The sequence below is a fragment of the Pedobacter psychrotolerans genome (assembly GCF_004340665.1).
GTDB lineage: Bacteria > Bacteroidota > Bacteroidia > Sphingobacteriales > Sphingobacteriaceae > Pedobacter > Pedobacter psychrotolerans.
This window is the reverse complement of the sequence record NZ_SLWO01000012.1, coordinates 20174-45098: the sequence shown is the minus strand read 5'-3', so window position 1 is coordinate 45098 and position 24925 is coordinate 20174. Positions and strand designations below refer to the sequence as shown.

Here is a 24925-nt window from a genome sequence, read left to right as displayed (position 1 = left end):
TCAGCAACATTTATTAAAAAAATCTTTTCTATTAATTAAAAAATTTTTACCTTTGCAGTCCCTAAATAGGGGAAAAAGGAGATAATTAATTAATGGCTAAAAAACAAGTAGCAGAAAAAGAATTAGCAGCAAAAACAGCTGAACTTCAGGGAGAAGGCGGACGCCTGACTGAAAAAGAAACGATTGAATCAGAAGCTGATTCAGTTTCGATCGAATCGATCAAATCATCATTAGCAACACCAACCGAAGATTTCGACTGGGATGCAGATGAAAAAGTTTTCGGCAATTACAATGATGCAGACCGTAAAAAGTTTGAGGACATGTATGCTGGAACCTTCAATCAGATCACTAAAGGTGAAATCATCAGCGGTATTGTTGTTTCAATTAACAACAAAGATGTAGTATTAAACGTTGGTTTTAAATCAGACGGTTTAGTTTCTACTTCAGAGTTCCGTGATACACCAGATCTTAAAATCGGTGATTCAGTTGACGTTTTCGTTGAAGCACCAGAAGATGCTAACGGTCAGTTGATCCTTTCCCGCAAAAGAGCAAAAACACAAAGATCATGGGAAGCAATTAATGAGGCGCTTGAAAATGATAGAATCATCAATGGTTTCGTTAAGAGCCGTACTAAAGGTGGTTTAATTGTTGACATCATGGGCGTTGAGGCTTTCTTACCAGGATCTCAGATTGATATTAAACCTATCCGCGATTACGATGTATACGTGGGTAAAACAATGGAATTTAAAGTTGTTAAAATTAACCATGAGTTTAAAAACGTAGTAGTTTCTCATAAAGTGTTAATTGAAGACGATTTAGAAAGCCAAAAAGTTGAAATCGTTTCTAAATTAGAAAAAGGACAAGTATTAGAAGGTACTGTTAAAAATATTACTGATTTCGGTGTGTTCATCGATTTAGGTGGTGTTGATGGTTTACTTCACATTACTGATATTTCTTGGGGCCGCATAGAGCATCCAAAAGAAGTATTATCATTAGATGAAAAAATCAACGTTGTTGTTTTAGATTTCGATGATGAGAAAAAACGTATCGCTTTAGGCTTAAAACAATTAACTCCACACCCTTGGGAGAATTTAGATGCTAACTTAGCTGTTGGTTCTAAAGTAAAAGGAAAAATCGTAACTGTTGCAGATTACGGTGCTTTCTTAGAAATCATCCCAGGTGTTGAAGGTTTAATCCACGTTTCTGAAATGAGCTGGTCACAAAACTTAAGAAATCCACAAGAATTCTTAAAAGTTGGTGATGAGATCGAAGCTGAAGTTTTAACTTTAGATAGAGACGAACGCAAAATGAGCTTAGGTATTAAACAATTATCTAACGATCCATGGCAAGAAGTAGCTGCTAAATTCCCAGTTGGAAGCAAGCACCAGGCTACTGTTAAAAACATGACTAACTTCGGTGTTTTTGTTGAAATCGAAGAAGGTATTGATGGTTTAATCCACATCTCTGATTTATCTTGGTCTAAAAAAGTAAACCACCCTAATGAATTCACTAAAGTTGGTGATGTATTAGACGTTGTTGTTTTAGAATTAGACGTTGATAACCGTAAATTAAGCTTAGGTCACAAACAATTAGAAGAAAACCCTTGGGATACTTTCGAAACGATCTTTACTTTAGATTCGGTTCACCAAGGTACTGTTGTAAAAGTAACTGATAAAGGCGCTGTGATTGCTTTACCATATGGTGTAGAAGGTTTCGTGCCAACTAAACACATGGTTAAAGAAGACGGTACTTCAGTTAAAGCTGAAGAAACTAACGACTTCAAAATCATTGAGTTTAACAAAGAAGCTAAACGTATCGTAGTATCTCACGCCCGTATCTGGGAAGAGGTTAAAGCTGAAGCTGTAGCAGAAGAAAGAAATGCTAAGAAAAAAGAAGCTAAAGCTGCTGTAACTGCGGTTAAAAAAGTTAAAGATTCTGTAGAGAAATCTACTTTAGGAGACTTAGACGTATTGGCTCAATTGAAATCGCAATTAGAAGGCGAAGAAAGCAAAGCTAAAAAAGGCTAGTTCTTTTTAACTGATAAATTTAATCCCGATAGCGAAAGTTATCGGGATTTTTTTTTGCAGCCAAACCTATCAGTTTTTTAAAAACTGATAGGTTTAAATATTCATCCGCCTATAATTATTACTTTTGACAGGACTTATCAACCCTTGTTATGAAGAAATTTATCTTTTTGTTTCTAACCTTATTTGCATTAAATCTTTCTGCCCAGGAAGTAAATATTATTCCGCTACCGGTTAAACTTGATATAAAACAAAAGATTGTACCATTTACTATTGACCAAAACACGCAGATTATTGCGCCAGACTCGCTAATTAACAGCATCACCTATCTCAAAGATTATATTTTAAAATATTATGGAATCGTAATCGGCGGAGATAGTACTTTCAATAAAAAAGGTAACATCATCAAACTGGAAATAAACGCGATCAAAACCGTAAATCCAGATCGGTATGAGCTTTCTTCGGACGATAAACAAATCCAAATCAGTGCTTCATCTCCAAAGGGAATTTTCTACGGCATCCAAACTTTAATTCAACTATTACCGTATTCCCGTAAAGCTTTTCCTGTTCAAATCCCTGCCGTTTCTATTGTCGATTATCCCCGTTTCGGTTACCGAGGCATGCACCTCGATGTAAGCCGCCATTTTTTTGATGTAGCCTTTGTAAAACAGTACATCGACTACTTAGCGCTGCATAAAATGAATTATTTTCATTGGCATTTAACCGATGATCATGGATGGAGAATCGAAATCAAAAAATATCCTAATCTTACTGAAATCGGCGCATGGCGTAACGGAAGCATTATTGGCTTGTGGCCGGGAAAAGGAAATGAAAATATAAAATATCAAGTATTGTCATCAGAAGTAAAAATTACACCAAAGGATGCTAAGATTAAAACTGATGAGATTCGCTACGGTGGTTTTTACACCCAGGAACAAATTAAAGAAGTAGTTGATTATGCCGCTAAACGTTATATCACCATTATTCCTGAAATAGAAATGCCTGCCCACAGTATGGCTCTACTAGCAGCTTATCCAGAACTTGGCACTGAACCAAATAAAAAATATGAAGTTGCCCAAACCTGGGGTATGATGAATAAGTATAACAATGTACTTCAAGCTTCTGATACTACTTTTAAATTTCTCGAAAATGTTTTAACGGAAGTGATGGCATTATTTCCCTCACCCTATATCCACATCGGTGGCGATGAAGCATCTAAAATTTGGTGGAAACAATCTGCGGTTTCTCAACAAATTATTAAAGCGAACGGTTTAAAAAATGAAAGTGAGTTACAAAGTTATTTCATTAGAAGAATGGAAAAATTTGTGAACAGTAAAGGTAAAACCATTATCGGCTGGAACGAGATTTTGCAGGGTGGATTGGCTCCAAATGCCGTAGTGATGAGCTGGCAAGGAGAAAAAGGCGGTATGGAAGCTGCTAAGCAACAACATAAAGCCATTATGACGCCAGAAGATAAACTTTACTTTAACCATGCTCAATTTATTAAAGAAGACAGTTTAACGGCAGGTAAAGCCTCTTTGCTTATTAATGTTTACAATTACGAACCAATACCTGCTGAATTAAACAACGAACAGGCTAAATACATTTGGGGCGGACAAGGTTGTTTATGGAGTGAGTATATTACTAATCCAGCGAAAGTTCAATACCAGCTCTTTCCGCGATTAGATGCCTTAAGCGAAATTTTATGGAGCCCTAAAGAAAAACGGAATTATACCGATTTCCAAAAAAGATTAAGAATTCAATTTAAACGATACGATTTAATGGGTATCACTTATTCAAAAAGGTATCTCGAAAATTAATTTTCATTTCCTGTAATTTTTTAACATGCATTGCTTACTAACTGTTCACATAATTTAAAAAAAAGCAATGGATAACAGAAACTCAAAATTTGGCTTAATAGGATTTTTTCTTATTGTAGCCAGTCTTCAGGCTACGCCTATCTATATTAAGTATTTTCTACTCACATTAGCAGTAATATCTTTAGTTAGGGTAATTTATCAGTACCAGAAAGAATTTAAAAACAATCGTTTATCAAAAAGCAGATAAGGAATATCTAAAATGATTGAAAAATCTTATCTGGAAAAATTGGAGGAGCATAAAGGCATTATCTATAAAATGGTAAACCTTTATGCCGACAACGATGAAGATCGTAAAGATTTATATCAGGAAATTATTTCCCAAAGCTGGAGTGCTTATCCGCGTTTCAAAGGTGAGGCTAAATTTTCTACCTGGCTTTACAAAATAAGTTTAAACGTGTCACTTTCATTTTTAAGCAAACAGAAGAAGCTAACCCAAATCAGGGATCATGATGAATTTAACTCTTATTTCGAACCTCCGGAACTTTCTGAACGTGCCGATTGGCTTTACCGTTGCATTAAACAATTATCCGAAATAGATCGAGGTATAATTATGCTTCACCTTGATGGATTTACCAATACAGAAATAAGCGAAATGACAGGCATTTCGAGAAATAGCACAAACGTTAAACTACACCGAATTAAACAACAATTGACTACACTTTTAACCGGAAAGTAATATGAATTTAGAACAGGAATGGCAAAACTTAAGCGTTGAATTCAACTCAAAAGCAGATCATATAAATATTGCGAATATCACTATTGACGAAAAATCACATCATCTTTTGCAAGACTTGATATTTAAACTGAAATGGAAACTAAGGTGGATTAGAATTATTGATTTACCAGTTTTAGCTATGGCATTTGTTGTTAAAGGAGATTTAAAGTTTTTATTACTCGGCATTTTCATAATCTATGAAATTTCAAGAGCCTTTAGTATTAAAGACTTTAATAAAATAAAAACAGGCATTAACTATAACACTGACTTAAAGCAAGTCCTATCAGATAATCTCAAGGCAATTAAGAGAATTTTAAAGGTTGAAAATATTTTCGGATATATCTTCATACCGCTTTCAGGCCCTATTGGATTACTTGCATATCGTTTATATGTATATGAAACTTTTGATATGGTATTATCCTTACCACATTTTTTTCTTCAATTGATTCTTGTTTCGCTAATGGGTATTCCATTAATCTATTTGGCAAAAAAAATGAACGATAACATTTTTTCTAAACCCTTAAAAGAACTTAACAAAAAGATTAACGATTTAATGAATTAGCTTTTTGGTCATTTGTAACTGGTAGGTACCAGGTGTCATTCCAACAGCTTTTTTAAAAGTTCTGATAAAATGATTGGCATCACTAAATCCCAATTCGTAACTAATTGAAGCTACTTTATCACCAGATTGAGCCAGTAGAATCTTCGCTCTATTTATTTTCTCAGCCAAAATAAAATCATTCGGACTAATGCCTAACTCTCGTTTAAATAGCCTGTAAAAACTTGCTCTGCTCATACAGGCTTTATCACTTAAATTCTTAATGCTAATTTTCTCCCCCAAATTTGATTTTATATAATTCAATACAAAGGCCAGTGGGTTTTGATTAAGATTATAGCTTTCATCGCTAATGGTTTTAAGGTTTTGTGTTTGCATAATCCTCACTAAGAGTTCTTTCAAAGTTAAATCTGCCAAAACATCTTTTTCCTTTGCTCCTTCTGAACAAATTCTGATTACTTTATTAATGAGATAGGCAATTTCTTCATTGTTGTAAAAATGATATTCATCGTAATTTAATAACCACTTTTCATTGCTTCCCTCCTTCGGAAAAAATTCATTCAGGTATGCTATTGTTTTTTTAATCTGATCCTGATCTATGGCCAGTGCTATACATTGTGTTGGACTAAGCTGGCTTGCTTCTGGAAAATCAATTTTCATGGTTACTGAAGGCGGAACAATCACCGTTTGTCCTGGAAAATAATCAAATCCTTTTTTGTCAAAGAGGTGCATAACCTTTTTGCCTCGCAGCATACTTGTAATTACGAAATCATTAAAAGTTAGTGGCACCAGGTAAGATTCGGCATAGGTTTCAAATACGTTTAATTCACAATGTGATAAAGTATATGAAGTTCTGTTCTCAACTAATGTTTGTAATTTTTCGGTTTTACTTAAACTGACCTGATCTAATATATGTGGCATAACGATAAAGATTTGGTTAGAGCGCATTGCTGATTACTCAAATATATCGATAAGTATTTCACAAAGGTTACATAGACTGCAACAATAATGCTATTACTTGATGCAATTATACTACCTCTACAAACAGATTTGCCATTAGGTTTGTGATAACCAAATCTTTTAGTCACGAAAAATATGACGGGATAATTTTATCAGAATTGAAAATCTTTTAAAACATCAGTGATATTTTTCAACCTTAAAAATCATAATTATGGCAAATTTAATAGAAAGACCATCATTCAAATCCCATTACGACAATTATATCGACGGAAAATTTTTAGCACCAGTTAAAGGTGCCTATTTCGATAACATCTCCCCGATTGATGGAAAAGTTTTCACTAAAGCCGCTCATTCTACCAAAGAAGATTTAGAACTGGCGGTAAATGCTGCGCATGAGGCTTTCAAAACCTGGAGCAAAACCTCCTCAACTGAAAGGAGCATTATTCTGAATAAGATTGCGCAACGCATGGAAGATAATTTAGAATACCTTGCTACCGTTGAAACCATAGATAACGGAAAAGCCGTGAGAGAAACCTTGGCAGCTGATTTACCTTTAGGCATTGATCATTTCCGGTATTTTGCAGGAGTAATCCGAGCAGAAGAAGGATCACTTTCAGAATTGGATGCCAATACTGTTTCGCTAATCGTACACGAGCCTATTGGTGTGGTGGCCCAAATCATTCCATGGAACTTTCCACTTTTAATGGGAATCTGGAAGCTGGCTCCTGCCCTGGCCGCAGGTAACTGTGTGGTACTGAAACCTGCTGAAAGCACGCCAATTTCTATCATGGTTTTAATGGAGTTGATTGGCGATTTATTGCCTCCAGGTGTTATAAATGTAGTGAATGGTTTTGGTGCAGAACTAGGTCGTGCTTTGGTTACCAATCCAAAAATTTCCAAAGCTGCATTCACAGGTTCTACGCCTACCGGCAGATTGGTGATGCAATATGCCACTGAAAATATTATTCCTGTAACCTTAGAATTAGGCGGTAAATCGCCTAATGTATTCTTTAGTTCAGTAATGGATGAAGATGATGCTTTTTTGGATAAAGCTGTAGAAGGCGCGGTAATGTTTGCCTTAAATCAGGGCGAAATCTGTACTTGTCCATCACGCTTGTTGATTCAGGAAGACATTTATGAAAAATTTATAGCAAAAGTAATTGAAAGAACTGAAGCCATCAAAATCGGTAGTCCTTTAGACCCAACCGTAATGATGGGTGCACAGGCTTCAAAAATTCAATACGAAAAGATTGCTCAATATATCAAATTAGGAAAAGAGGAAGGTGCAGAAGTATTAACTGGTGGCGAGGTAAATAAGCTGGAAGGCGAATTGGAAACCGGCTATTACATCAAACCAACCATTTTCAAAGGCCATAACAAAATGAGAATTTTCCAGGAAGAAATTTTCGGACCTGTGTTAGCCGTAACGACCTTTAAAACAGTAGAAGAGGCTATTGAAATCGCTAATGATACGCTTTATGGTTTGGGGGCTGGGGTTTGGACCAGGGATGCGCACGAGCTTTATCAAGTTCCCAGAGCCATTCAGGCTGGTCGTGTTTGGGTAAATCAATACCATTCTTATCCTGCCGGAGCACCATTCGGAGGGTATAAACAATCAGGCGTGGGTAGAGAAAACCATAAGATGATGTTGGGACATTACCGCCAGACAAAAAACATGTTAATCTCTTACGATAAAAATAAATTAGGTTTCTTTTAATTTGTAGAACAACATTGCTAATTCCCCGTTGATTGTAAGAATGCCGCAGTTGAGTGAAAATCTCAGCTGCGGCTTATTAATGAAATTATAAATATTGAATCATGGTAAGCAGAATTGATAGTACTAAAGAAGCAAAAGAGCTGATCGCAACGCTAAAAGAAAAGCATGGCGAGCTCATGTTTTATCAAGCCGGGGGATGCTGTGAAGGCACTCAACCTCAATGCTTCGAAAAAGGTGGTTACTACTTACGCATGAATGATGTGTGTTTAGGCGAAATAGAAGGTTGTGAATTTTGGGTAGATCGAGATTTATTTGAATATTGGAAATACTCACATTTTACTTTAGATGTTTTAGATGGCTTTGGTGTTGGCGGGTTTTCATTAGAAACGCCTTTACAAAAAACTTTTAAAATCCACTATCGCCTTTTTTCAGCAGCGGAATTACAAAACTTAGCGGATGTAAAAACAGCAGATTAACATTTTTTTTTGCGAAATGAGATGGAAGTCAGTTTAGAATCATTCCGTTGAATTTTATTTTCTGATGAATCTTTTTAAAAAATTATGCAATCTTTGTTCAAATTTCAATCATGCGTAAAATATTTGCAGTCGTTTGCACCATCCTCACCTTATTTGTTTTAAAAGAAACCGTTAATATTTTCATTACCGATGAAGCAGATATTGTAAAACAACGCAGTATATTTATTGTAATTGCCCTGAGCATCTCCATTCCACTTATTATTTTAACGCTTTGGCTTTGGAAACCAAGGAATAATCAAGAGCAAAATCAATCGTAGAATTTTTGCCTTAACTCGGGAGTTGGCACCCAGCAACTCTCCTGCCTTCCCCACCACTTATAGCGGTTTTTAGCAACAAAATCATAAACCCAATCTCTAATAAATTTTGGAATGATGATGAAAATATAGAGCATAGGCCATAATCCATTCAACTTGCGTGCTATTCTTAAAGCTGCTGATGATTTAGTGTAGAGTTCTTCATTTTCCACCAACACAATCGAATTAACTTTATTTAAATCTACATTAAACTGAGGCAAAGTCTTTTTTGCATATTCACCCTGTAAAGCCGTAAACCTAAAAATATTCTTCTTATCGCGTTCAATTGCAAACTGTACGGATGCGTTACAGAGATTACAAACACCATCAAAAAAAATTACAGGATTTTTCGATATCATTGTCACAAAGCTATTCAATTTATTAAACTAAAAGCTAAAACGCTAATTTTAGCAAAAATAAAAAGCCTATGTCAATCACTACAGAAGAGGAATTATTCGGAATGAAACGTGTAAGCAAAGCAGTTGCCTACACGCTTAAGGAAATGCGCAATTTCGCAAAACCGGGTATTTCTACTAAGCAACTAGATGATTTTGGTGGTGAGATATTACAAGATTTAGGTGCTAAATCTGCACCCAGATTAACTTATCAATTTCCAGGGTGGACATGCATTAGCGTAAACAACGAAGTCGCACATGGCATCCCTTCTGATAAAAAAATATTAAAGGAGGGTGATTTAGTGAATGTAGACGTTTCAGCTGAGTTAAATGGTTTTTGGTCAGATAATGGTGGTTCTTTTGTTTTAGGTGAAGATTTACACCAACATCATTTATTAGTTGATGCTTCCAAAAAGATTCTTAAAAAGGCAATTAATCAGATAAAAGGTGGTGTTAAAATTTCAGAAATTGGTCGTTTAATTGAAACGGAAGCCAGAAAATCAGGTTTCAGGGTCATTAAAAACTTAACTGGGCATGGCGTGGGCCGAAGCCTGCATGAAGCACCACATGAAATTGCCAATTTCTACGATCGTTATAATTTCGACAGGTTTAGAAAAAACACTACTGTGGCGGTAGAAACATTCATTTCTACGGCATCCAGCATTGCTGAAACCCAAAAAGATGGTTGGACGCTTGTTGGAAATAAGGGCGGATTCGTTGCCCAACATGAACATACCATATTAATTACCGGTGATAAACCACTGATTTTAACTGCAGAAAACGACATTTGGATTTAACGATCAGCTATTTTCAAATTCAACTTCCCAACCTTAAAACATTTTTCTATATTTGCCCAATCCTTCTTCAATGCAAAAGAAAACAATCTTTGACGGACAAAAAATTCAGATTACAATTAAGCGGCTTTGCCATCAGTTAATTGAAAACCATGACGATTTCTCGAATACTGTGCTTATTGGTATCCAGCCAAGAGGCATATTTTTGGCCGATCGGATTCACCAGGAACTCCAGCAAATTCTTAAAAACAAGAAACTTTTAAAGGGAAACCTTGATATTACTTTTTTCAGAGATGATTTCCGCCGGAAAGATGGTTTGGTAACTGCGAGCAGTAATTCTATCGATTTTATTATCGAAGGTAAAAAAGTGATCCTGATTGATGATGTACTTTGGACAGGGAGAACCATCCGTGCAGCACTGGATGCCTTATTGGCTTACGGTCGTCCGGAAAAGGTAGAACTGCTGGTTTTAATCGACCGCAGATTTAGCAGGCATTTACCAATAGAGCCAGATTATACCGGCCATGTGGTAGATAGCTTAAATTCTCAGCAGGTTAAAGTTACCTGGGCAAGTGAAGGAGCAGAAGATAAAGTAATTTTATTATCCGAACCGCCCTCGCCAAAATAAGCATAAACGCTTACAGAGGGTATTTTGGCAAGGAAGCTCTATCTGACAGTTAATAACATTATAATACACAGATAAAAAACAATAATATAGAAAATGGCAGCAGACAAATTATCAACCCGACATCTTTTAGGCATTAAAGATATTAACCGGAATGATATTGAATTAATTTTCGAGACTGCAGATAATTTTAAGGAGGTGATTAACAGACCGATCAAAAAGGTTCCTTCACTTCGGGACATTACCATTGCCAATATCTTTTTCGAAAACTCAACACGAACAAAACTTTCTTTCGAATTAGCAGAAAAAAGACTTTCTGCGGATGTGGTTAATTTTGCCGCTTCTTCCTCTTCGGTAAGTAAAGGTGAAACGCTGATTGACACCGTGAACAATATCCTTTCAATGAAGGTGGATATGGTGGTCATGCGCCATCCTTATGCAGGTGCTGGTCAGTTTTTAAGCAAACATGTTAAGGCGCAAATTGTAAATGCGGGTGATGGTGCACATGAACACCCAACACAGGCCTTGCTTGATGCTTTTTCCATCCGCCAGAAGCTGGGTGATGTTGCCGGAAAAAAGGTAGTGATCGTTGGTGACATTCTACATTCTAGAGTGGCCATTTCTAATATTCTTTGCCTGCAACGTTTAGGCGCCGAAGTGATGGTTTGTGGTCCCACAACCTTAATTCCGAAACACATTCATCAACTTGGCGTTAAGGTAGAACATAACCTTATCAAAGCCTTAAACTGGTGTGATGTGGCTAACATGCTCCGCATTCAATTAGAACGTCAGGATATTAAATATTTCCCATCATTACGGGAATATGCCATGATGTATGGACTGAACAAACAAATCCTGGATAATCTAGATAAAGAAATTATTGTTATGCACCCAGGCCCGATTAACCGGGGTGTGGAGATTACCAGCGATGTTGCCGACAGCAAACAATCTATCATTTTAGAACAAGTAGAAAATGGTGTGGCGGTAAGAATGGCGGTGCTTTATCTATTGGCCAGCCAGGGATAGGTTAATTAGTTTATTTGTCATTTGTTCATTAGTGCAGGGTGCATAGACTAACATGGCGCATTAATAATTGTTCATTTCTCCGTGTTGAAAAGTCTGGTGTAGTGTATTGATCATTCTTTATTGGACTTTGTTCTTTGGTTATTATCATTGTACGGTGATAAAATGAACTCCTCAGAAACAGTTAACAGATTTTAATAACTAACCAATGCAATAAAGCTTGCCTGCTGCAAGCAAGCTTTGTTGGGAAAAGACCATCCTGCAATGCTGGATGCGGCGGTACTAATGACAACTGAACAAGTGAACCACTGAACTACTTTTTTCCACATTCTAATTTCTTCCATACCAATTTAATAAACCCTTCGTTAAAGTGTGTTATTAACAGATGTTAATTACTTATGTTGATAAACACCGAGACTATTTCTAATTTAGTACCAACCATATTTGAAACCAATGGGGCCGTTGTAACCTTAAACGCTTGCGATAATGGATTAAGGCGGCATCATTACCAATGAAAAAGATATAGAATAATGAAAAAAAAATACTTATTAATTCCGCTACTTTTGGCAGGAAGTTTTGGCTCGTATGCACAAGTTAGTGCCGTGCAAAACCTCAATAAAAACTATCAAACGGGCTTAGAATTATTAGACAAAGAAAAATACACTGCAGCTGCACAACAATTTAAATTGGTTGAGCAACAACGGCTTAAACCTTCTACCCAAACAGAGAGCAATGCAGAATTATCCCTTTTAAAAGAGAATGCAAAATTTTATGCGGCAGTTTGTGCGCTGGAATTAACAAATAGTGATGCTGAAAGTTTATTTCAGGCTTTTATCCGTGATTATCCGCTAAACCCCAATACCAAACTGGCATATTTTTATGTAGGTAAAACCTATTTTGGTCAGAAAAATTATCAAAAAGCGTTAGAGTGGTTCGAAAAAACAGATCCTTCTACCCTTTCTGCGAAGCAAAGAAATGAATACCAGTTTAAACAGGGCTATTCTTATTTCGAATTAAAGCAATACGATAAAGCTGAACCTTTATTTGAGCAGGTTAAAAAAGAAGAGGGGGATTTCCAGGAAAGTGCTACTTACTATTTTGCCTATATCAATTACTTGAATAAGGAATACAAAACGGCACTTGCAAACTTTGAGAAGCTGAAAGGTTCACCCACTTATGAAGCGAGTTATCCTTATTACATCACTTCAATGTATTACCTGGATGAACGCTACGATGACGTAATCAGCTATGCATTGGAATCGATTCAAAAAACAAAACAGCAGTTCGAACCTGAAATGTTAAGTTTGGTTGCGGCATCTTATTTTGCTAAATCAGATTTTAAAAATGCTGAAAAATATTTTGCTGAATTTTATGCTCAGGATAAAAGCGAAACTAAAAACAACCTATTTATTTATCAGTATGGCTATTCACTTCTTCAGAATAAAAAATATAAAGAATCTGTAGCCGTTTTAGAAAAGCTAAACACAGATGATGTCTATCTTCAAAACGGGATGCACACCTTGGGTAAAGCTTTTATACAGCTGGGTAATAAACAAAAAGCACAAAGTGCATTCTTCAGGGCTTCACGTTTAGATTTTGATAAAGGCATTCAGGAAGAAGCCTGGTTAAGCTATGCCAAGTTAAGTTATGAACTGGATTTCCATCAGCAAGCATTAGAAGCCACTCAGGGCTTTTTAAAAGCATTTCCAAAATCACGTAAAATCAATGAAGCTAAAACCTTATTGGGTGAAGTTTTATTAACCACTAAAAATTACCAGGCAGCAGTTGATATTTTAGAGCCTATTCCTGATAAAACTTTAGAAGCCAGAGAGGCATATCAAAAAGTTACTTATTTCCGCGGTTTGGAATTTTATAATGAAAGGGCTTTCCCTAATGCCTTATCCATGTTTTTGCGTTCAGATAAATATCCTGAAGATAATGAAATCTATGCCTTAAACACTTACTGGAAAGCGGAATCAATGTATGAACTGCGTAAATTCGGTGAAGCAGTTTCTACCTTTGAGAAGTTCTTAAAAATGCCTGATGCAGACAAAACTGGTGTTTATAATTTCGCCAATTATGCATTGGCTTATGCAGCATTTGAAGATGAGAAATACAGCAAAGCCGCTAATTATTTCGAAAAATTCTTAGCTGGAAATGACAAAGACCAGAAAACCATAGATGATGCGACGATCCGCTTAGCCGATTCTTATTTTGTAAATAAGAGTTATGGTCAGGCGATGAGCAACTATAATAAAATTATCAGCAGACACACTTCTTCTGAAGATTATGCGACTTTCCAAAAAGGGATGATCCAGGGATTGGAAACACAATACGATGCAAAAATTGCTACCATGCAAAGCTTGTTATCTCAGTTTCCAAACTCAAACTACGCTGATGATGCTGGATTCGAAACGGCCTATACTTATTTCAACAAAGGCGATTTCGATAAATCAAAATCAGATTTAGTGGCTTTGGTAGCCAAATATCCGCGAAGCAGTTACGTACCAAAAGCTTTGGTAACCATTGGTTTGGTTCAATATAATCAGGATCAGGATGATGCTGCCTTAGAGTCATTTAAAAAGGTAGTGACAGAATATCCTGCTGTTGATGAATCTAAACAGGCAATGGAATCCATCAAAAACATCTACATCGATCGTGGTGATGCCAATGGTTTCATTACTTATGCAAACACTACTTCGCTTGGAAATTATTCAAACACTGAGCAGGATAATATCATTTTCGCCGCAGCCAATAATTTATATTTAAAAGGCGACTTTAGCGGAGCCTTCCAGGCGGTTAATGCTTACTTTGATAAATTCCCTAAATCAATTCATGAGAAGGAGGCTAAATTTATCAGGGCAGAATCATTAGTGAAATTAAATCGCCCTGATGAGGCCATTCCTGATTATGAATTTATTTTAAACGATTGGACAAGTGATTATACAGAACGTTCTTTAGTGAGTATTTCTCAGTTGTTCCTTAATCAGAAAAAATATAACGAAGCCATTGTTTATTTAAAACGACTGGAAACCACTACTGATTACAAATCACATTATAGTTTTGCCATCAATAACTTGTTAAAAGCTTATACGGCTTTAAACATGCCTGATGATATGCTTAAATATGCGCAACTGACTAAAGAATCGGAAAAAGCATCTGAGGAAGAAAAAAATAGTTCTGGTTTATTCTCTGGTAAAGCCTATTTGTTAAAAGGTGATACTACAAGCGCCGTAACTGCATTTAAAAATGTGGTGGCCAAAACCAAAACGGTTGCCGCAGCAGAAGCCAAGTACAACCTTGCATTGGTAGAATACAATAAAGGTGATTATAAAACATCTTCGAAAACATGTTTCGACCTGGTTAACAATATGGCATCTTATGATTATTGGGTAGCGAAAGCTTTTATCCTTTTATCTGATAACTATGTTGCGTTGAAAGATAACTTACAGGCAAAAAGTACACTGCTAAGTATCATTGATAATTACGAAGGCAAGGATGATATTATCCCAACAGCCAAAGAGAAACTAGAAAAATTAAACCAGAAGAAGTAAGATGATGAAGTCGATTAAATATATATATAGTTCACTGTTTTTTTTAGCTGCAGGATTAATGACTGTGCAGGCGCAGGAAAAAAAAGCAGAGGAAAAGGCAGTAGTTAACGAAGAAATTGAAGTAGTTCGTCCGTATAAACCCATTTTGGCTGAAGCAGTAAAATTAAGAAGAAGCCCGAATCTGGATGATGTTAAAATCTATAAAGCGAAGCTTAATTACAGTATTACGGATAGAAAGCTTGAATTAAACAGCGATATCCAAAAGTTACAGGCACAGGCTGTAGCGGATGAAAAGGAAAGTGTCTTAATCAATAATTATGTTAAAGGTGCGTTTGGTTCTCAGTCTACTTTACTGGGCGAAGCCTATTTTAACACGGGGAAGGATGAGGCTTTACAACTTGGTGGATATTTTAAACATTTCAGTCAGGAAGGAAGCTTGAACAAGCAAAATAGCAGTAACCAACAACTGAGTGTTTTTGGCCGCAGCATCATGGATACACATACCGTGAGTGGACGAATTAATGTAGAGCGTAACGGCACTTATTTCTATGGAATTGATGATACCAGACCTACTTTAAATCCAAATCCACAAAAACAGGCATTAACTTTTGTGGAGCTTGAAGGTGAATTGGTGAAGAACTACACTGAAGATCAGGATGCCTTAAGTTACGCATTAAAGGCCAATGGATATATCTGGGGAGACAAGTTTGAAGCGAAGGAAAGTTATTTAACCTTGAATGGTTATCTGAATAAACGCATCAGCTCATTCAATTTGGGTTTAGCTGCCTCAACTGAATTTGGAAGTACGAAAGATGCTTTAACCAGTGTAGGCAATAACCTGCTTCGTTTAAATCCATACATTCGTTTACAGGTAAAAGGTGCTAAAGTTACTGCTGGTGTTAATTTTGTTCAGGAGTTTGGCGCATTTAGCAGCACCAGAATCTTCCCTGCTGTTACTGCAGATTTCACCTTGATTCCAGATTATTTACAGGTTTTTGGAGAAGTAAAAGGTGATGTGAACAGAAATTCATTGAAAGGTTTTACGGATGAAAATCCATGGTTAAATAGCAATATCCTAATCAAAAATACCGTAGAAAAATTAAGTTTCAGTGCCGGAATTAAAGGCACGGGTGGACCTGGTTTTGGTTACAAAGCAAGGGTTTACATGAAGCAGTTTGATGATATGCCATTGTTCGTCAACAACTTTACTGACTTCAATAAATTCGATGTGATTTATGATTTCGGTAAAACTAAGCTCACCGGAATAGAGGGTGAAATTTCGGTACAAGTGAGCGATGCTTTAAAATGGACTGGAAAATTAAACCTTGACGATTGGAAACCTGCTCAGGAGACTTATTCATGGTTTAAACCTGGTTTGAAGGTAAGTTCTAATTTCGTTTATACTTACAACAAAAAGTTAAGTTTTAATGCTGCCGTGGTGGTTCAGGATGATTTGAAGGCTAAAGTATATACAGCTGCTCCGGTTAATCCATTACAATATTTAGTGCCTAATACTGCAATTGAATCTATTGTTACCGTAAAGGGTTTTGTTGATTTAGGTTTAGGTGCAGATTATAGAATTAATAATAAATTCTCAGTTTTCGCAAAAGCCAATAATATTTTGAATAGCAAGTACAACCGCTATTTATACTATCAGGTGAATGGTTTCAACGTTTTCGGTGGATTAACTTATTCATTTTAAATAGGCGGTAGCATTTATCAAAAAGAGGCGGTATCATAATGATACCGCCTCTTTTTTTTGGTAGCCTTTTGGCCTGTAAATGAAAGGGCTCGGCATATTTGGGAAAGGTGCCGTTTTTTCCGCTTCTTCTTTGTTCTTGATAACAAAGAAGCAAAAAATCAAGGCTTGGATCTGATGTCGGATTAGCGCGTCGAAATTTAAATGGCGGTAGCACAAGGGCTCGATTCATTTTTAATAAAAAGATTTATCTTAAGAGCCGTTTGCGCTACCTTGGGTTGTGGAGGGATTTGAACGGAGGTGCAAAAATTTCAACGGCTTCTCCTTCCATCATCTCCTAGGCCGGATAGTACGGTGGAAATAGCAGGATTGTCATCCTGAGGCACGAAGGATCCCTGCGTTTTAATCTACTGACTTCATTCCGAACAGAAACTATTATGCCGGATAACAGGGTGGAAATAGCAGGTTTCGATCGCGAGGTAAGAAGAATGCTCTTTTCTATGCTCTTTCCCTCCTTAGGAAATTGTCTTTATGCAGATAAGGGCGTTTTCCCGCGGCGCTGGCTTGCCTCGGCAACTGATGAAAAATCGGTACAGGTCGACCGCCGAAGGGCTTCTTCTTTGTTCTTGATAACAAAGAAGCAAAAAATCAAGGCTTGGATCTGATGTCGGATTAGCGCGTCGAAATTTAAATGGCGGTAGCACAAGGGCTCGATTCATTTTGAATAAAAGATTTTATTTTAAGAGCCGTTTGCGCTACCTTGGGTTGTGGAGGGACTTGAACGGAGGTGCAAAAATTTCAACGGCTTCTCCTTCCATCATCTCCTAGGCCGGATAGCAGGGTGCAGATAGCATAGTGCAGATTTCAAAGCGCTAATTCAGGCGTGTAGTAACTTTCCCTCCTTGCTGTCATCCTGAGGCACGAAGGATCCCTGCGTTTCTACCCACCAACTTCGTTCAACACCGAACCTTTTTTCGCATTTGTATGAATGGTGGGTTAAAGCGATCGTCATCCTGAACTTGATTCAGGACCTAAAGAAAAAACCTTCATTGTAGGTTCTGCATCTATTCAAACTTTGCTTAAGTAACATAAGGTTTGCAGTAGGCAACATAAGCTTTGCAGTTGATGATATAAAGTTTGCGGTGGGCAACATAAGCTTTGCAGTAGGCAACATAAGCTCTGCAGTAGGCAACATAAGCTTTGCAGTAAGCAACATAAGCTTTGCGGTAGGCAACATAAGCTTTGCAGTAGGCAACATAAACTCTGCAGTAAGCAACATAAGCTTTGCAGTAGGCAACATAAGCTTTGCAGTAGGCAACATAAGCTTTGCAGTTGATGATATAAAGTTTGCGGTGGTTTATCTTAACCTGGAGCTAAAGAATGTTTTACTTTATCTTTATAATCAGAGTTCGATTAATATGCGCCTTAAAAAGCTATTTGAACGGTTTTATTTTTTGTTTAACCGCCCCGACCTTTGGGCACCCTCGATGCATCGGAGGGAATTACGATCGCCATTCCCCTCTTTCAGAGGGGTGGTCGCAGACCGGAGTGTTAGAATTAATTGATAATTTTTGAATTCGGATTTATACTACGATAGTTAACGAGATAGCTGCGTAGATAATCTTAATGGCTATTAAACAAAAACAGCAACTGATTTTCTTTTTGTTGCTGTTTTATATTGTGAATGAGATGGGGACGATTGTTTTCTTAGTCTCTCTTTTTAACGATCCCACCAAACCCTTGATGTCAGTGCATCTCCACCAGCTATTCTCGCTACTGCAGCCTTATAGTTTTCTGGATTATTTAAAACCTCTGTAGAAAGGTAAATCATTCGCCTCGGGATGGTACTATTGGTTACATTGCCTTTATAATTTACAGGGTTCAGCTTTGGGTAATCGCTCCGCTTCCAGTTTAACCAGGCTTCAATAAAATTAAAGTTAGTACCCGTAGCGACCCAATATTGTGTATTGATCTCACTTATGGCCGTTTCCGTACTGCTTTCATCAAGCGGATGCTGAAGAACAAATTCATTAATTTTATTGGCTTCTAGTGTGGCTATCGGGTCTATCTGGCTTAGTGATTGTAGTGCACCCATTAACCCATTTGTAAAATGCTGGTTAGCTGTACCCGGTATATTCCATCCCCTAACTTTAGCCTCGGCCAATAAATATTCAATCTCCGCGTAGCTTAATATAAAAATTGGTCCGCCTAATTTTAAATATACGTTTGTACGTGGTCTGGAATATTTACCCAGAGGTGCAAAATCACTTCCGTTGCCAGTGCCGCCTGGATAATCTGCTGACTGGCTGATATCGGTAGCCCCATTTTGCAAGTCAAATCCATTCGGAAGTCCAAGCTGAACGCTGGCATCTGTATTTCCAATTAAATTCTGATTTGCACTGTTGGTTAATCCATCCTTTGGTACTTCTCCGATGATGCCGAGTCTAGGATCGTTGGTATTTCTGAGCTTATTGATTAAGGTTTTACTCCACCGAACTTCCAGGTAATCAGAATAGGTTCTCAAAGCGAGTGAAGTTCCATTTTGACTATCAAAGGATGATGCATCTGTTAATAGTATGGCGTTATCCTGTATGCTTGTGAAAGTTTTAGCAGCTGCTTTTTCGGTCCAGAGCCTTGCCTTTTCGGGATTAACTTTGGTTAACCTCATGGCTAATTTTACCATTAAGGAATAGCCAAATTTCTTCCATTTAACAATATCGCCTTTGTAAAAAAGATCAGCAGTTGGGCTTGGTTTGTCAGTATCTAATTGTGCGATGGCTTTTTCCAGATCATTCAACATTTGGTTATAAATATCTTCCTGCCTATCGTAAACCGGGTATTTAATTCCTTCCATCGCTTTTACGGCTTGCGAGTAAGGCACATCGCCATAAGTGTCGGTAATTCTTTGTAAAATCATCACGAACATGATATCACCAATGGCAATCAGGTTTTGATAGGCAACAGGATCTTTCAACTTCGCCAGCCTTTGCATCTCTCTGATGTAGGATGCATCCTTATAGCCCTCATCAAAAATACGCCCCTGGTAATCGGTAAAACTGCCCACGTTAATATACTTATCGCCATTGTTGTAATAATAATACGTAGAAGCCAGTAATTGCATCATGGTGCTTTGATACAAAAGCTGATAATAACCCATATTGGCATATTTTAACTGTGCTTGTGCAAGCAAACTATTTGGATCATAATCATTTTCTGTGAGTTTAGTCGGATCGGTATTGATCTCATCAAGCTTTGCTTTGGAACAACTACCAATTAAAACCATCCAGAAAAAACCCATTAAATACCATTTTTTCATCATGCCCATTTACTTGAATTTAAAATTAAAATTGATACCAAATGTTCTTGTGGGAGGAAGTGAAGCACCTTCTATTCCGGCATAGCCAAGTGTTGGCGAAAACTGTGATTCTGGATCTACATTCTTGGTGTATTTTAGCAAGGTAAATAGATTTCTACCGGTTAGGTCTATAGATACTTGGCTAAATGGTGTTCGTTTTAAAAAACGGGTATTAAAAGTATAACCGAGCATCGCCTGACGAAGCTTAATAAAACTGCCATTGAGCACTGATAAAGCAGATATATTAGTAGCCAATTCTGGATAATAGGTATAAGCTGGAACGTTTATGGTATTTTTTTGTCCGTTTTCCAATACTCCATCGGCAACAATTCCGGTTTCCCTTCCAACTAAAGTGGCTTTGTTTAAACCGGATACGTAACTGTAATATTCCGTTGCAGATAATATTTTATTGCCGAAACGGTAATCTATTAAAAATGAAAAGCTAAACTGCTTGTAACTGAAACTATTGGTTATGCCTCCGTAGAGCGTTGGCATGGTACCACCCATGGGGATAAAATCTCCACGTTTAGGAATGCCATCTGATCCGATAATGATATTTCCATTGGCATCTCGTAGATAATCATAAGCCATAATCTGTGTGATGGATTTGCCTACCACTAATGCAGTATTGGCGTTTAAAGGTCGGTAAGCTCCTGTAAGTGTATAATTGCTATTTCCATCAATAGAAAGTAGGGTGTTTTTAACCTTCGTTACATTCAGGTTAATCTGCCACTTGCCTTTAGTGGTCAGAATCGGCGTATAACCTAAAGCAATCTCTACGCCTGCATTTCGGGTTTCACCGAGATTAACATAGGCTGAAGTAAAGCCAGTGGTAACGGATTGTTTAGCGTTGATGATTTCATTGTGCGTGAGCCGATTAAAATAGGTAAAATCAAGATTCAACCGACTATTAAAAAATTTAAGATCTAGGCCAGTTTCTACTTCATTAAGGGTATAGGGCTTTAAATTATAATTGGGCAAGTCGCTTGAAAAACCACCTAAAGGAACACCATTTACCTGATTATCTGTTGTGTAGTAGATTTGCGTGGTATAAGGAACGATGGGTTCGCCGCTGGTTTTGGCATAATCAAGTCTTAATTTGCCAAAATCAAATCCTTTCCACTTTAAAAGATCTGAGAAAATAAAACTACCTGATACACCTGGTACAAATATGCCACGATTGTTTGCCGGCAAAGTAGAATAGATGTCGTAACGGCCGGTTATGGACAAGTTTAAATATCGGTTATAGCTCACATCGGCCGTATAATAAGCTGATTCTGTAACAATGCTCGATTTTGCAAATGTTTTAGTGGTGGTGATCAGATTTTCAGGAACATATAAATAGGGCACCTTAAATTGTGAGCCTTTTAGTTTTTCTGAACTATTTCTTCTTTCCCGATAATTAGCGCCTGTAGCCAGTTCGAGTATGATTTTATCGCCTAGGTTACGGGTGGCTGTAAATAAAATATCGCTATTAAATTCGGAGGTTTGATTGTGATCATAAGCATTTATACCACCTTCCCTGTTGATGGAAAATGCTGTGCCTGTGGGTAAAATACTCACCAACTCATCCTTACTGAAATCGTAACCCATTCTACCCTGAAGCATTGCCCAGCTGGCTAATTGATATTTTAGCACCGCAGAGGAGATATAACGGCTCCGATTGGCATCATCTGCCTGTTTGTTCATTAAAAAATATGGGTTGGTTTTATATTCATCTGCATTCCACCTACTTTCAAAACCAGTTCTGGCATCAAAACCCGGCGCCAATAAAGATTGATCTAAACTGGTGGCCAGCGTAGAAATTCCATAATTAGCGTTTAACGGGCCATCGCTGAGGTAACTTTTGTTCTTGTTTCGCTCATCGATATAATTTCCGGTGAGGCTTAATGTTACTTTAGGACTTAAAGCGAGCGAGCCATAGAAATTTATCGTTTTTCGGTTCAGTGCTCCATTACTTAAAATGGAATTATAATCGAGGTTGGAAACGGACACCCGATAATGCTGATGGGTATTTCCACCCACTACAGAAAGTGTATTGGTAAAAGCCGGAGCAGTGCGGTAAAAAGTTTGGATGTTATTTTTGACAGGGGAATATGGCTGCATGGAACCATCTACCTGTGGTGTTAATTTTCCATCCATCATTTCACCCCAACTTAATAAGCTGGTTGAAATGGCGTTGTATAAATCGGATGGTCGTTTATTTTGTGCACCCTGTCCATATACATACTGATAATCTGTAGTGTTTACCGGAACATCAAAGGCTAAATTGGTATTGTATTCAAATTTTGCAGCAGCATGATCTCCTCCACTTTTGAGATTAATTAGAATCACACCATTTGCAGCTCTGGCACCATATAAAGCAGAAGCAGCTGAGCCTTTTAAAATGGTAATGGTTTCAATATCATCTGGATTGATATTACTAATTCCATCGCCATAATCGGCCCCTCCGTATTCGTTTGCACTTCCTCTAATGCTATTATCAATGGGAACGCCATTTACCACAAATAAAGGTGATGCAGCCGTCATGCTGGAAACGCCCCGTATAAGAACACGGGCGGCAGATCCCGGGCCTCCATTCACACCCGTAATATTTAGTCCGGCCACCCTACCCTGCAGCGCCATGATTAAATTACTTTCTCTTGCTTTGGCGATGGATGATCCTTTTATGGTGGTTAAGGCATAGCCAACCTGTTCATTATCTTTTTCGATACCCAATGCGGTAATGACCACCTCCTTTAATAAACGGGCACTATCTCTGTCCATTTTTTTATCAGTATTTTTCCTGATAACAATTAAATGATCGGAAAGAAGTGTAAAGCCATAACCACTATTGCGCAATAACTTTTCAATTACATTGATTGCTTCTTCATTTTCTATTTTAATGGAGACCTGATGCGTGGGGATTTTAGATTCGCTATAGGTAAACTGGTAAATGGTTTGTTGCTGAATGGCTTCTATTACCTGCTCAAAATTTGCATTGGTGAAATTTAAGCTGACTTTTGTTTGCGCCTGAATACCTAGCGGAAAAATCAATCCAATAATCAACATGATTTTCTGCACGCCATTCATGGCTACAAATATACATGCCTTTACCGTTTGTATTAACGATAGATGTAGACATTTTTACCGTTTATGGAATAATTGAAGTTTTCGATTAGCTTGAGTACATCTAATGCTTCATTTAAGGCTTCCTGATCAACGCGTCCGGTAAAGGTTATCGCTTTAAGTTCTGGATCTTTAAAAACGATTTTCACACCATACCAACGCTCAAAGCGACGGGCAATTTCATCAAAACGGTTGTTTTTATAAATGAGTTGATGATTCGTCCAGGCGGTTTCCATCATCTCCTCTTCTTGATCGCTACTCACTTCACTCATTAATACCTTACCATCTGCTAAAGTAAATTTATCATTAGGCTTTAGTGTAAACAGCTGTTTTTTATCATCCTTTAACAAGATTTGCACCTTCCCTCTTATTAAAGTAGTTTCTTCAGCGGCATCATTAGGATAAGCCTTCACATCAAATGCGGTACCCAGAACTTTTACTGCTGTATTTTTGGTATGGACGATAAAAGGATGTTGCGAATCTTTTTTTACTTCAAAAAATGCTTCACCAGAGAGGTAAACATCTCTTATCGCTCCATTAAATTTCGTAGGATAACTTAATTCGCTGGCCGAATTTATTTTTACAGTTGAACCATCAGCCAGTGTAATGGTTTTCATTTCAGCTGCGTTGGTTTGTACTTTAATTAAGGCCACCTGATCTGCTTTATTGGAAATAAACAGGTCACTGCGGTAAACCAGAATGCCAATCAGGATAACAGCTGCTACCGCAGCTATTTTTAACCAGATCTGATTCCTTGTATTAATGACTTTAAGAACAGGTACTGCAGGAACCTGAATCTGACTTTTGATGCGATCAAAAACCACATCGATATTTTTTTCTTCCTCTGTTTCAGATTCCAGGTAGTTTTGCAAAAGTTGATATTCTTTATTTAATGCTGCATTATTCTCTAAAATTGATTTCAACTCCAAAGATTCATCCGCAGAAATTTCTCCGGCCAATTGTTTACCAAGCAATTCTGTAAATCTTTGATCTGTCATTTTAGTTATGTTATTCTATTTTAAGGTTCCTATTTTATTGAAAATTGCCTACAAGTAATATAAAAAAGATAAAGTGCCTAAAAGAAACAACAAAGAAATTATTCTTCTGCTTCTATTCTCGCCAGAATCCATTTCGCCTAATGGCTTTAGAATTAACCGGAGTTTAGCAATTGCCCTGAATAATTGTGTTTGTACGGTGCGTGGAGAAATATTTAACATTTCGGCAACCTCTTTATACTTCATTCCGCCTTCTTTAATCAACCGGAATACCTCACGCGACTGGGGTGCCAAACTCTCAATGGCGAGATTAAGTTGCTTGTGGAGTTCTTTCGTTTCTAAAATGTATTGTGGCGTTTGTGCGGTTACCGAAACATCGTCATCTACATCTACTAAATCAATAAATGTAACAGAAGAATTTTTTTTCAGGTATTTAAGTGATTGGTTTTTAACCGCGATAAAAAGATAGCTTTCGGGATTTAGAATTGATGTACCTGAATTACGATTTTCCCAACATTTAACAAAAACCTCAGTCACCAGATCTTCTGCGGCTTGTTTATCGCCAACGTAATAAACAGAGAACCTGATCAAACGGCTATATAGATATCGATACAGCTGCTCAAAAGCGTTGATATCACTTTCTAGGCAAATCTTATTCCATAAAACGATCAGATCTGGCTTTGCTGCTTTCAAATT

The 24925-nt window shown here is 37.3% G+C and carries 19 protein-coding genes; 13 read left to right on the top strand and 6 right to left on the bottom strand.

Annotated features, from left to right (window positions below):
• The first annotated feature begins 92 nt into the window (after positions 1-92).
• The 5 genes from rpsA (at position 93) to EV200_RS21170 (ending at position 5181) form a co-directional block, all read left to right on the top strand.
• Positions 93-2027, top strand: coding sequence for a 30S ribosomal protein S1 (gene rpsA, locus EV200_RS21190; protein ID WP_029288947.1), 1935 nt, complete (start codon positions 93-95; stop codon positions 2025-2027).
• A gap of 149 nt (positions 2028-2176) precedes the next feature.
• The gene (locus EV200_RS21185) at positions 2177-3844 is read left to right on the top strand and encodes a beta-N-acetylhexosaminidase (protein WP_132536387.1); all 1668 of its coding nucleotides are present in this window, start codon (positions 2177-2179) and stop codon (positions 3842-3844) included.
• A 67-nt stretch (positions 3845-3911) separates the two neighbouring features.
• Positions 3912-4091, top strand: coding sequence for a hypothetical protein (locus EV200_RS21180; RefSeq protein ID WP_132536385.1), 180 nt, complete (start codon positions 3912-3914; stop codon positions 4089-4091).
• Positions 4092-4103: 12 nt separating this feature from the next.
• Positions 4104-4580: an RNA polymerase sigma factor gene (locus tag EV200_RS21175; protein ID WP_132536383.1), complete on the top strand. Its 477-nt coding sequence runs from the start codon at positions 4104-4106 to the stop codon at positions 4578-4580.
• 1 nt (position 4581) lies between these two features.
• Positions 4582-5181 carry a hypothetical protein gene (locus EV200_RS21170; RefSeq protein WP_132536381.1) on the top strand — a complete coding sequence of 200 codons (600 nt, stop codon included), beginning with the start codon at positions 4582-4584 and terminating at the stop codon, positions 5179-5181.
• On the opposite strand, the gene EV200_RS21165 is transcribed toward EV200_RS21170, so the two are convergent.
• The gene (locus tag EV200_RS21165; RefSeq protein ID WP_132536379.1) at positions 5170-6096 is read right to left on the bottom strand and encodes a helix-turn-helix transcriptional regulator; all 927 of its coding nucleotides are present in this window, start codon (positions 6094-6096) and stop codon (positions 5170-5172) included. The genes EV200_RS21170 and EV200_RS21165 overlap by 12 nt on opposite strands.
• A gap of 250 nt (positions 6097-6346) precedes the next feature.
• Between EV200_RS21165 and EV200_RS21160 the strand changes: the two genes are divergently transcribed.
• The 3 genes from EV200_RS21160 (at position 6347) to EV200_RS21150 (ending at position 8645) form a co-directional block, all read left to right on the top strand.
• Entirely contained in the window at positions 6347-7852 is a 1506-nt protein-coding gene (locus tag EV200_RS21160; protein WP_132536377.1) for an aldehyde dehydrogenase family protein, read from the top strand.
• Positions 7853-7953: 101 nt separating this feature from the next.
• A complete protein-coding gene (locus EV200_RS21155) occupies positions 7954-8328 on the top strand; it encodes a DUF779 domain-containing protein (protein ID WP_132536375.1) in 375 nt (124 codons plus the stop codon).
• Between the two features lie 110 nt (positions 8329-8438).
• Positions 8439-8645 carry a hypothetical protein gene (locus tag EV200_RS21150; protein WP_132536373.1) on the top strand — a complete coding sequence of 69 codons (207 nt, stop codon included), beginning with the start codon at positions 8439-8441 and terminating at the stop codon, positions 8643-8645.
• On the opposite strand, the gene EV200_RS21145 is transcribed toward EV200_RS21150, so the two are convergent.
• Positions 8636-9040, bottom strand: coding sequence for a thiol-disulfide oxidoreductase DCC family protein (locus EV200_RS21145; protein WP_132536371.1), 405 nt, complete (start codon positions 9038-9040; stop codon positions 8636-8638). The genes EV200_RS21150 and EV200_RS21145 overlap by 10 nt on opposite strands.
• Positions 9041-9108: 68 nt before the next feature.
• Between EV200_RS21145 and map the strand changes: the two genes are divergently transcribed.
• The 5 genes from map (at position 9109) to EV200_RS21120 (ending at position 16774) form a co-directional block, all read left to right on the top strand.
• Positions 9109-9873: a type I methionyl aminopeptidase gene (gene map / locus EV200_RS21140; RefSeq protein ID WP_132536369.1), complete on the top strand. Its 765-nt coding sequence runs from the start codon at positions 9109-9111 to the stop codon at positions 9871-9873.
• Positions 9874-9943: 70 nt separating this feature from the next.
• The gene (pyrR, locus tag EV200_RS21135; protein ID WP_132536367.1) at positions 9944-10498 is read left to right on the top strand and encodes a bifunctional pyr operon transcriptional regulator/uracil phosphoribosyltransferase PyrR; all 555 of its coding nucleotides are present in this window, start codon (positions 9944-9946) and stop codon (positions 10496-10498) included.
• A gap of 93 nt (positions 10499-10591) precedes the next feature.
• Complete coding sequence (locus tag EV200_RS21130) at positions 10592-11521, top strand: aspartate carbamoyltransferase catalytic subunit (protein ID WP_109932580.1); 930 nt, start codon at positions 10592-10594, stop codon at positions 11519-11521.
• A gap of 527 nt (positions 11522-12048) precedes the next feature.
• Complete coding sequence (locus tag EV200_RS21125) at positions 12049-15072, top strand: tetratricopeptide repeat protein (protein ID WP_132536365.1); 3024 nt, start codon at positions 12049-12051, stop codon at positions 15070-15072.
• 1 nt (position 15073) lies between these two features.
• Entirely contained in the window at positions 15074-16774 is a 1701-nt protein-coding gene (locus EV200_RS21120) for a TonB-dependent receptor (RefSeq protein ID WP_229676894.1), read from the top strand.
• Positions 16775-18491: 1717 nt separating this feature from the next.
• On the opposite strand, the gene EV200_RS21115 is transcribed toward EV200_RS21120, so the two are convergent.
• The 4 genes from EV200_RS21115 to EV200_RS21100 are packed head-to-tail and all read right to left on the bottom strand — an operon-like array spanning position 18492 to position 24922.
• Positions 18492-20090, bottom strand: coding sequence for a SusD/RagB family nutrient-binding outer membrane lipoprotein (locus tag EV200_RS21115; protein WP_229676893.1), 1599 nt, complete (start codon positions 20088-20090; stop codon positions 18492-18494).
• Positions 20091-20096: 6 nt separating this feature from the next.
• Positions 20097-23198, bottom strand: coding sequence for a SusC/RagA family TonB-linked outer membrane protein (locus EV200_RS21110; protein ID WP_132536363.1), 3102 nt, complete (start codon positions 23196-23198; stop codon positions 20097-20099).
• Positions 23199-23230: 32 nt separating this feature from the next.
• Positions 23231-24232: a FecR family protein gene (locus tag EV200_RS21105; RefSeq protein ID WP_132536361.1), complete on the bottom strand. Its 1002-nt coding sequence runs from the start codon at positions 24230-24232 to the stop codon at positions 23231-23233.
• A 48-nt stretch (positions 24233-24280) separates the two neighbouring features.
• Positions 24281-24922: an RNA polymerase sigma-70 factor gene (locus tag EV200_RS21100; protein WP_165877997.1), complete on the bottom strand. Its 642-nt coding sequence runs from the start codon at positions 24920-24922 to the stop codon at positions 24281-24283.
• Positions 24923-24925 lie beyond the last annotated feature (3 nt).

Coding starts and splice junctions, on each gene's coding strand:
- rpsA (WP_029288947.1), top strand. CDS start 93: ATGGCTAAAAAACAAGTAGCAGAAAAAGAATTAGCAGCAAAAACAGCT.
- EV200_RS21185 (WP_132536387.1), top strand. CDS start 2,177: ATGAAGAAATTTATCTTTTTGTTTCTAACCTTATTTGCATTAAATCTT.
- EV200_RS21180 (WP_132536385.1), top strand. CDS start 3,912: ATGGATAACAGAAACTCAAAATTTGGCTTAATAGGATTTTTTCTTATT.
- EV200_RS21175 (WP_132536383.1), top strand. CDS start 4,104: ATGATTGAAAAATCTTATCTGGAAAAATTGGAGGAGCATAAAGGCATT.
- EV200_RS21170 (WP_132536381.1), top strand. CDS start 4,582: ATGAATTTAGAACAGGAATGGCAAAACTTAAGCGTTGAATTCAACTCA.
- EV200_RS21165 (WP_132536379.1), bottom strand. CDS start 6,096: ATGCCACATATATTAGATCAGGTCAGTTTAAGTAAAACCGAAAAATTA.
- EV200_RS21160 (WP_132536377.1), top strand. CDS start 6,347: ATGGCAAATTTAATAGAAAGACCATCATTCAAATCCCATTACGACAAT.
- EV200_RS21155 (WP_132536375.1), top strand. CDS start 7,954: ATGGTAAGCAGAATTGATAGTACTAAAGAAGCAAAAGAGCTGATCGCA.
- EV200_RS21150 (WP_132536373.1), top strand. CDS start 8,439: ATGCGTAAAATATTTGCAGTCGTTTGCACCATCCTCACCTTATTTGTT.
- EV200_RS21145 (WP_132536371.1), bottom strand. CDS start 9,040: ATGATATCGAAAAATCCTGTAATTTTTTTTGATGGTGTTTGTAATCTC.
- map (WP_132536369.1), top strand. CDS start 9,109: ATGTCAATCACTACAGAAGAGGAATTATTCGGAATGAAACGTGTAAGC.
- pyrR (WP_132536367.1), top strand. CDS start 9,944: ATGCAAAAGAAAACAATCTTTGACGGACAAAAAATTCAGATTACAATT.
- EV200_RS21130 (WP_109932580.1), top strand. CDS start 10,592: ATGGCAGCAGACAAATTATCAACCCGACATCTTTTAGGCATTAAAGAT.
- EV200_RS21125 (WP_132536365.1), top strand. CDS start 12,049: ATGAAAAAAAAATACTTATTAATTCCGCTACTTTTGGCAGGAAGTTTT.
- EV200_RS21120 (WP_229676894.1), top strand. CDS start 15,074: ATGATGAAGTCGATTAAATATATATATAGTTCACTGTTTTTTTTAGCT.
- EV200_RS21115 (WP_229676893.1), bottom strand. CDS start 20,090: ATGATGAAAAAATGGTATTTAATGGGTTTTTTCTGGATGGTTTTAATT.
- EV200_RS21110 (WP_132536363.1), bottom strand. CDS start 23,198: ATGAATGGCGTGCAGAAAATCATGTTGATTATTGGATTGATTTTTCCG.
- EV200_RS21105 (WP_132536361.1), bottom strand. CDS start 24,232: ATGACAGATCAAAGATTTACAGAATTGCTTGGTAAACAATTGGCCGGA.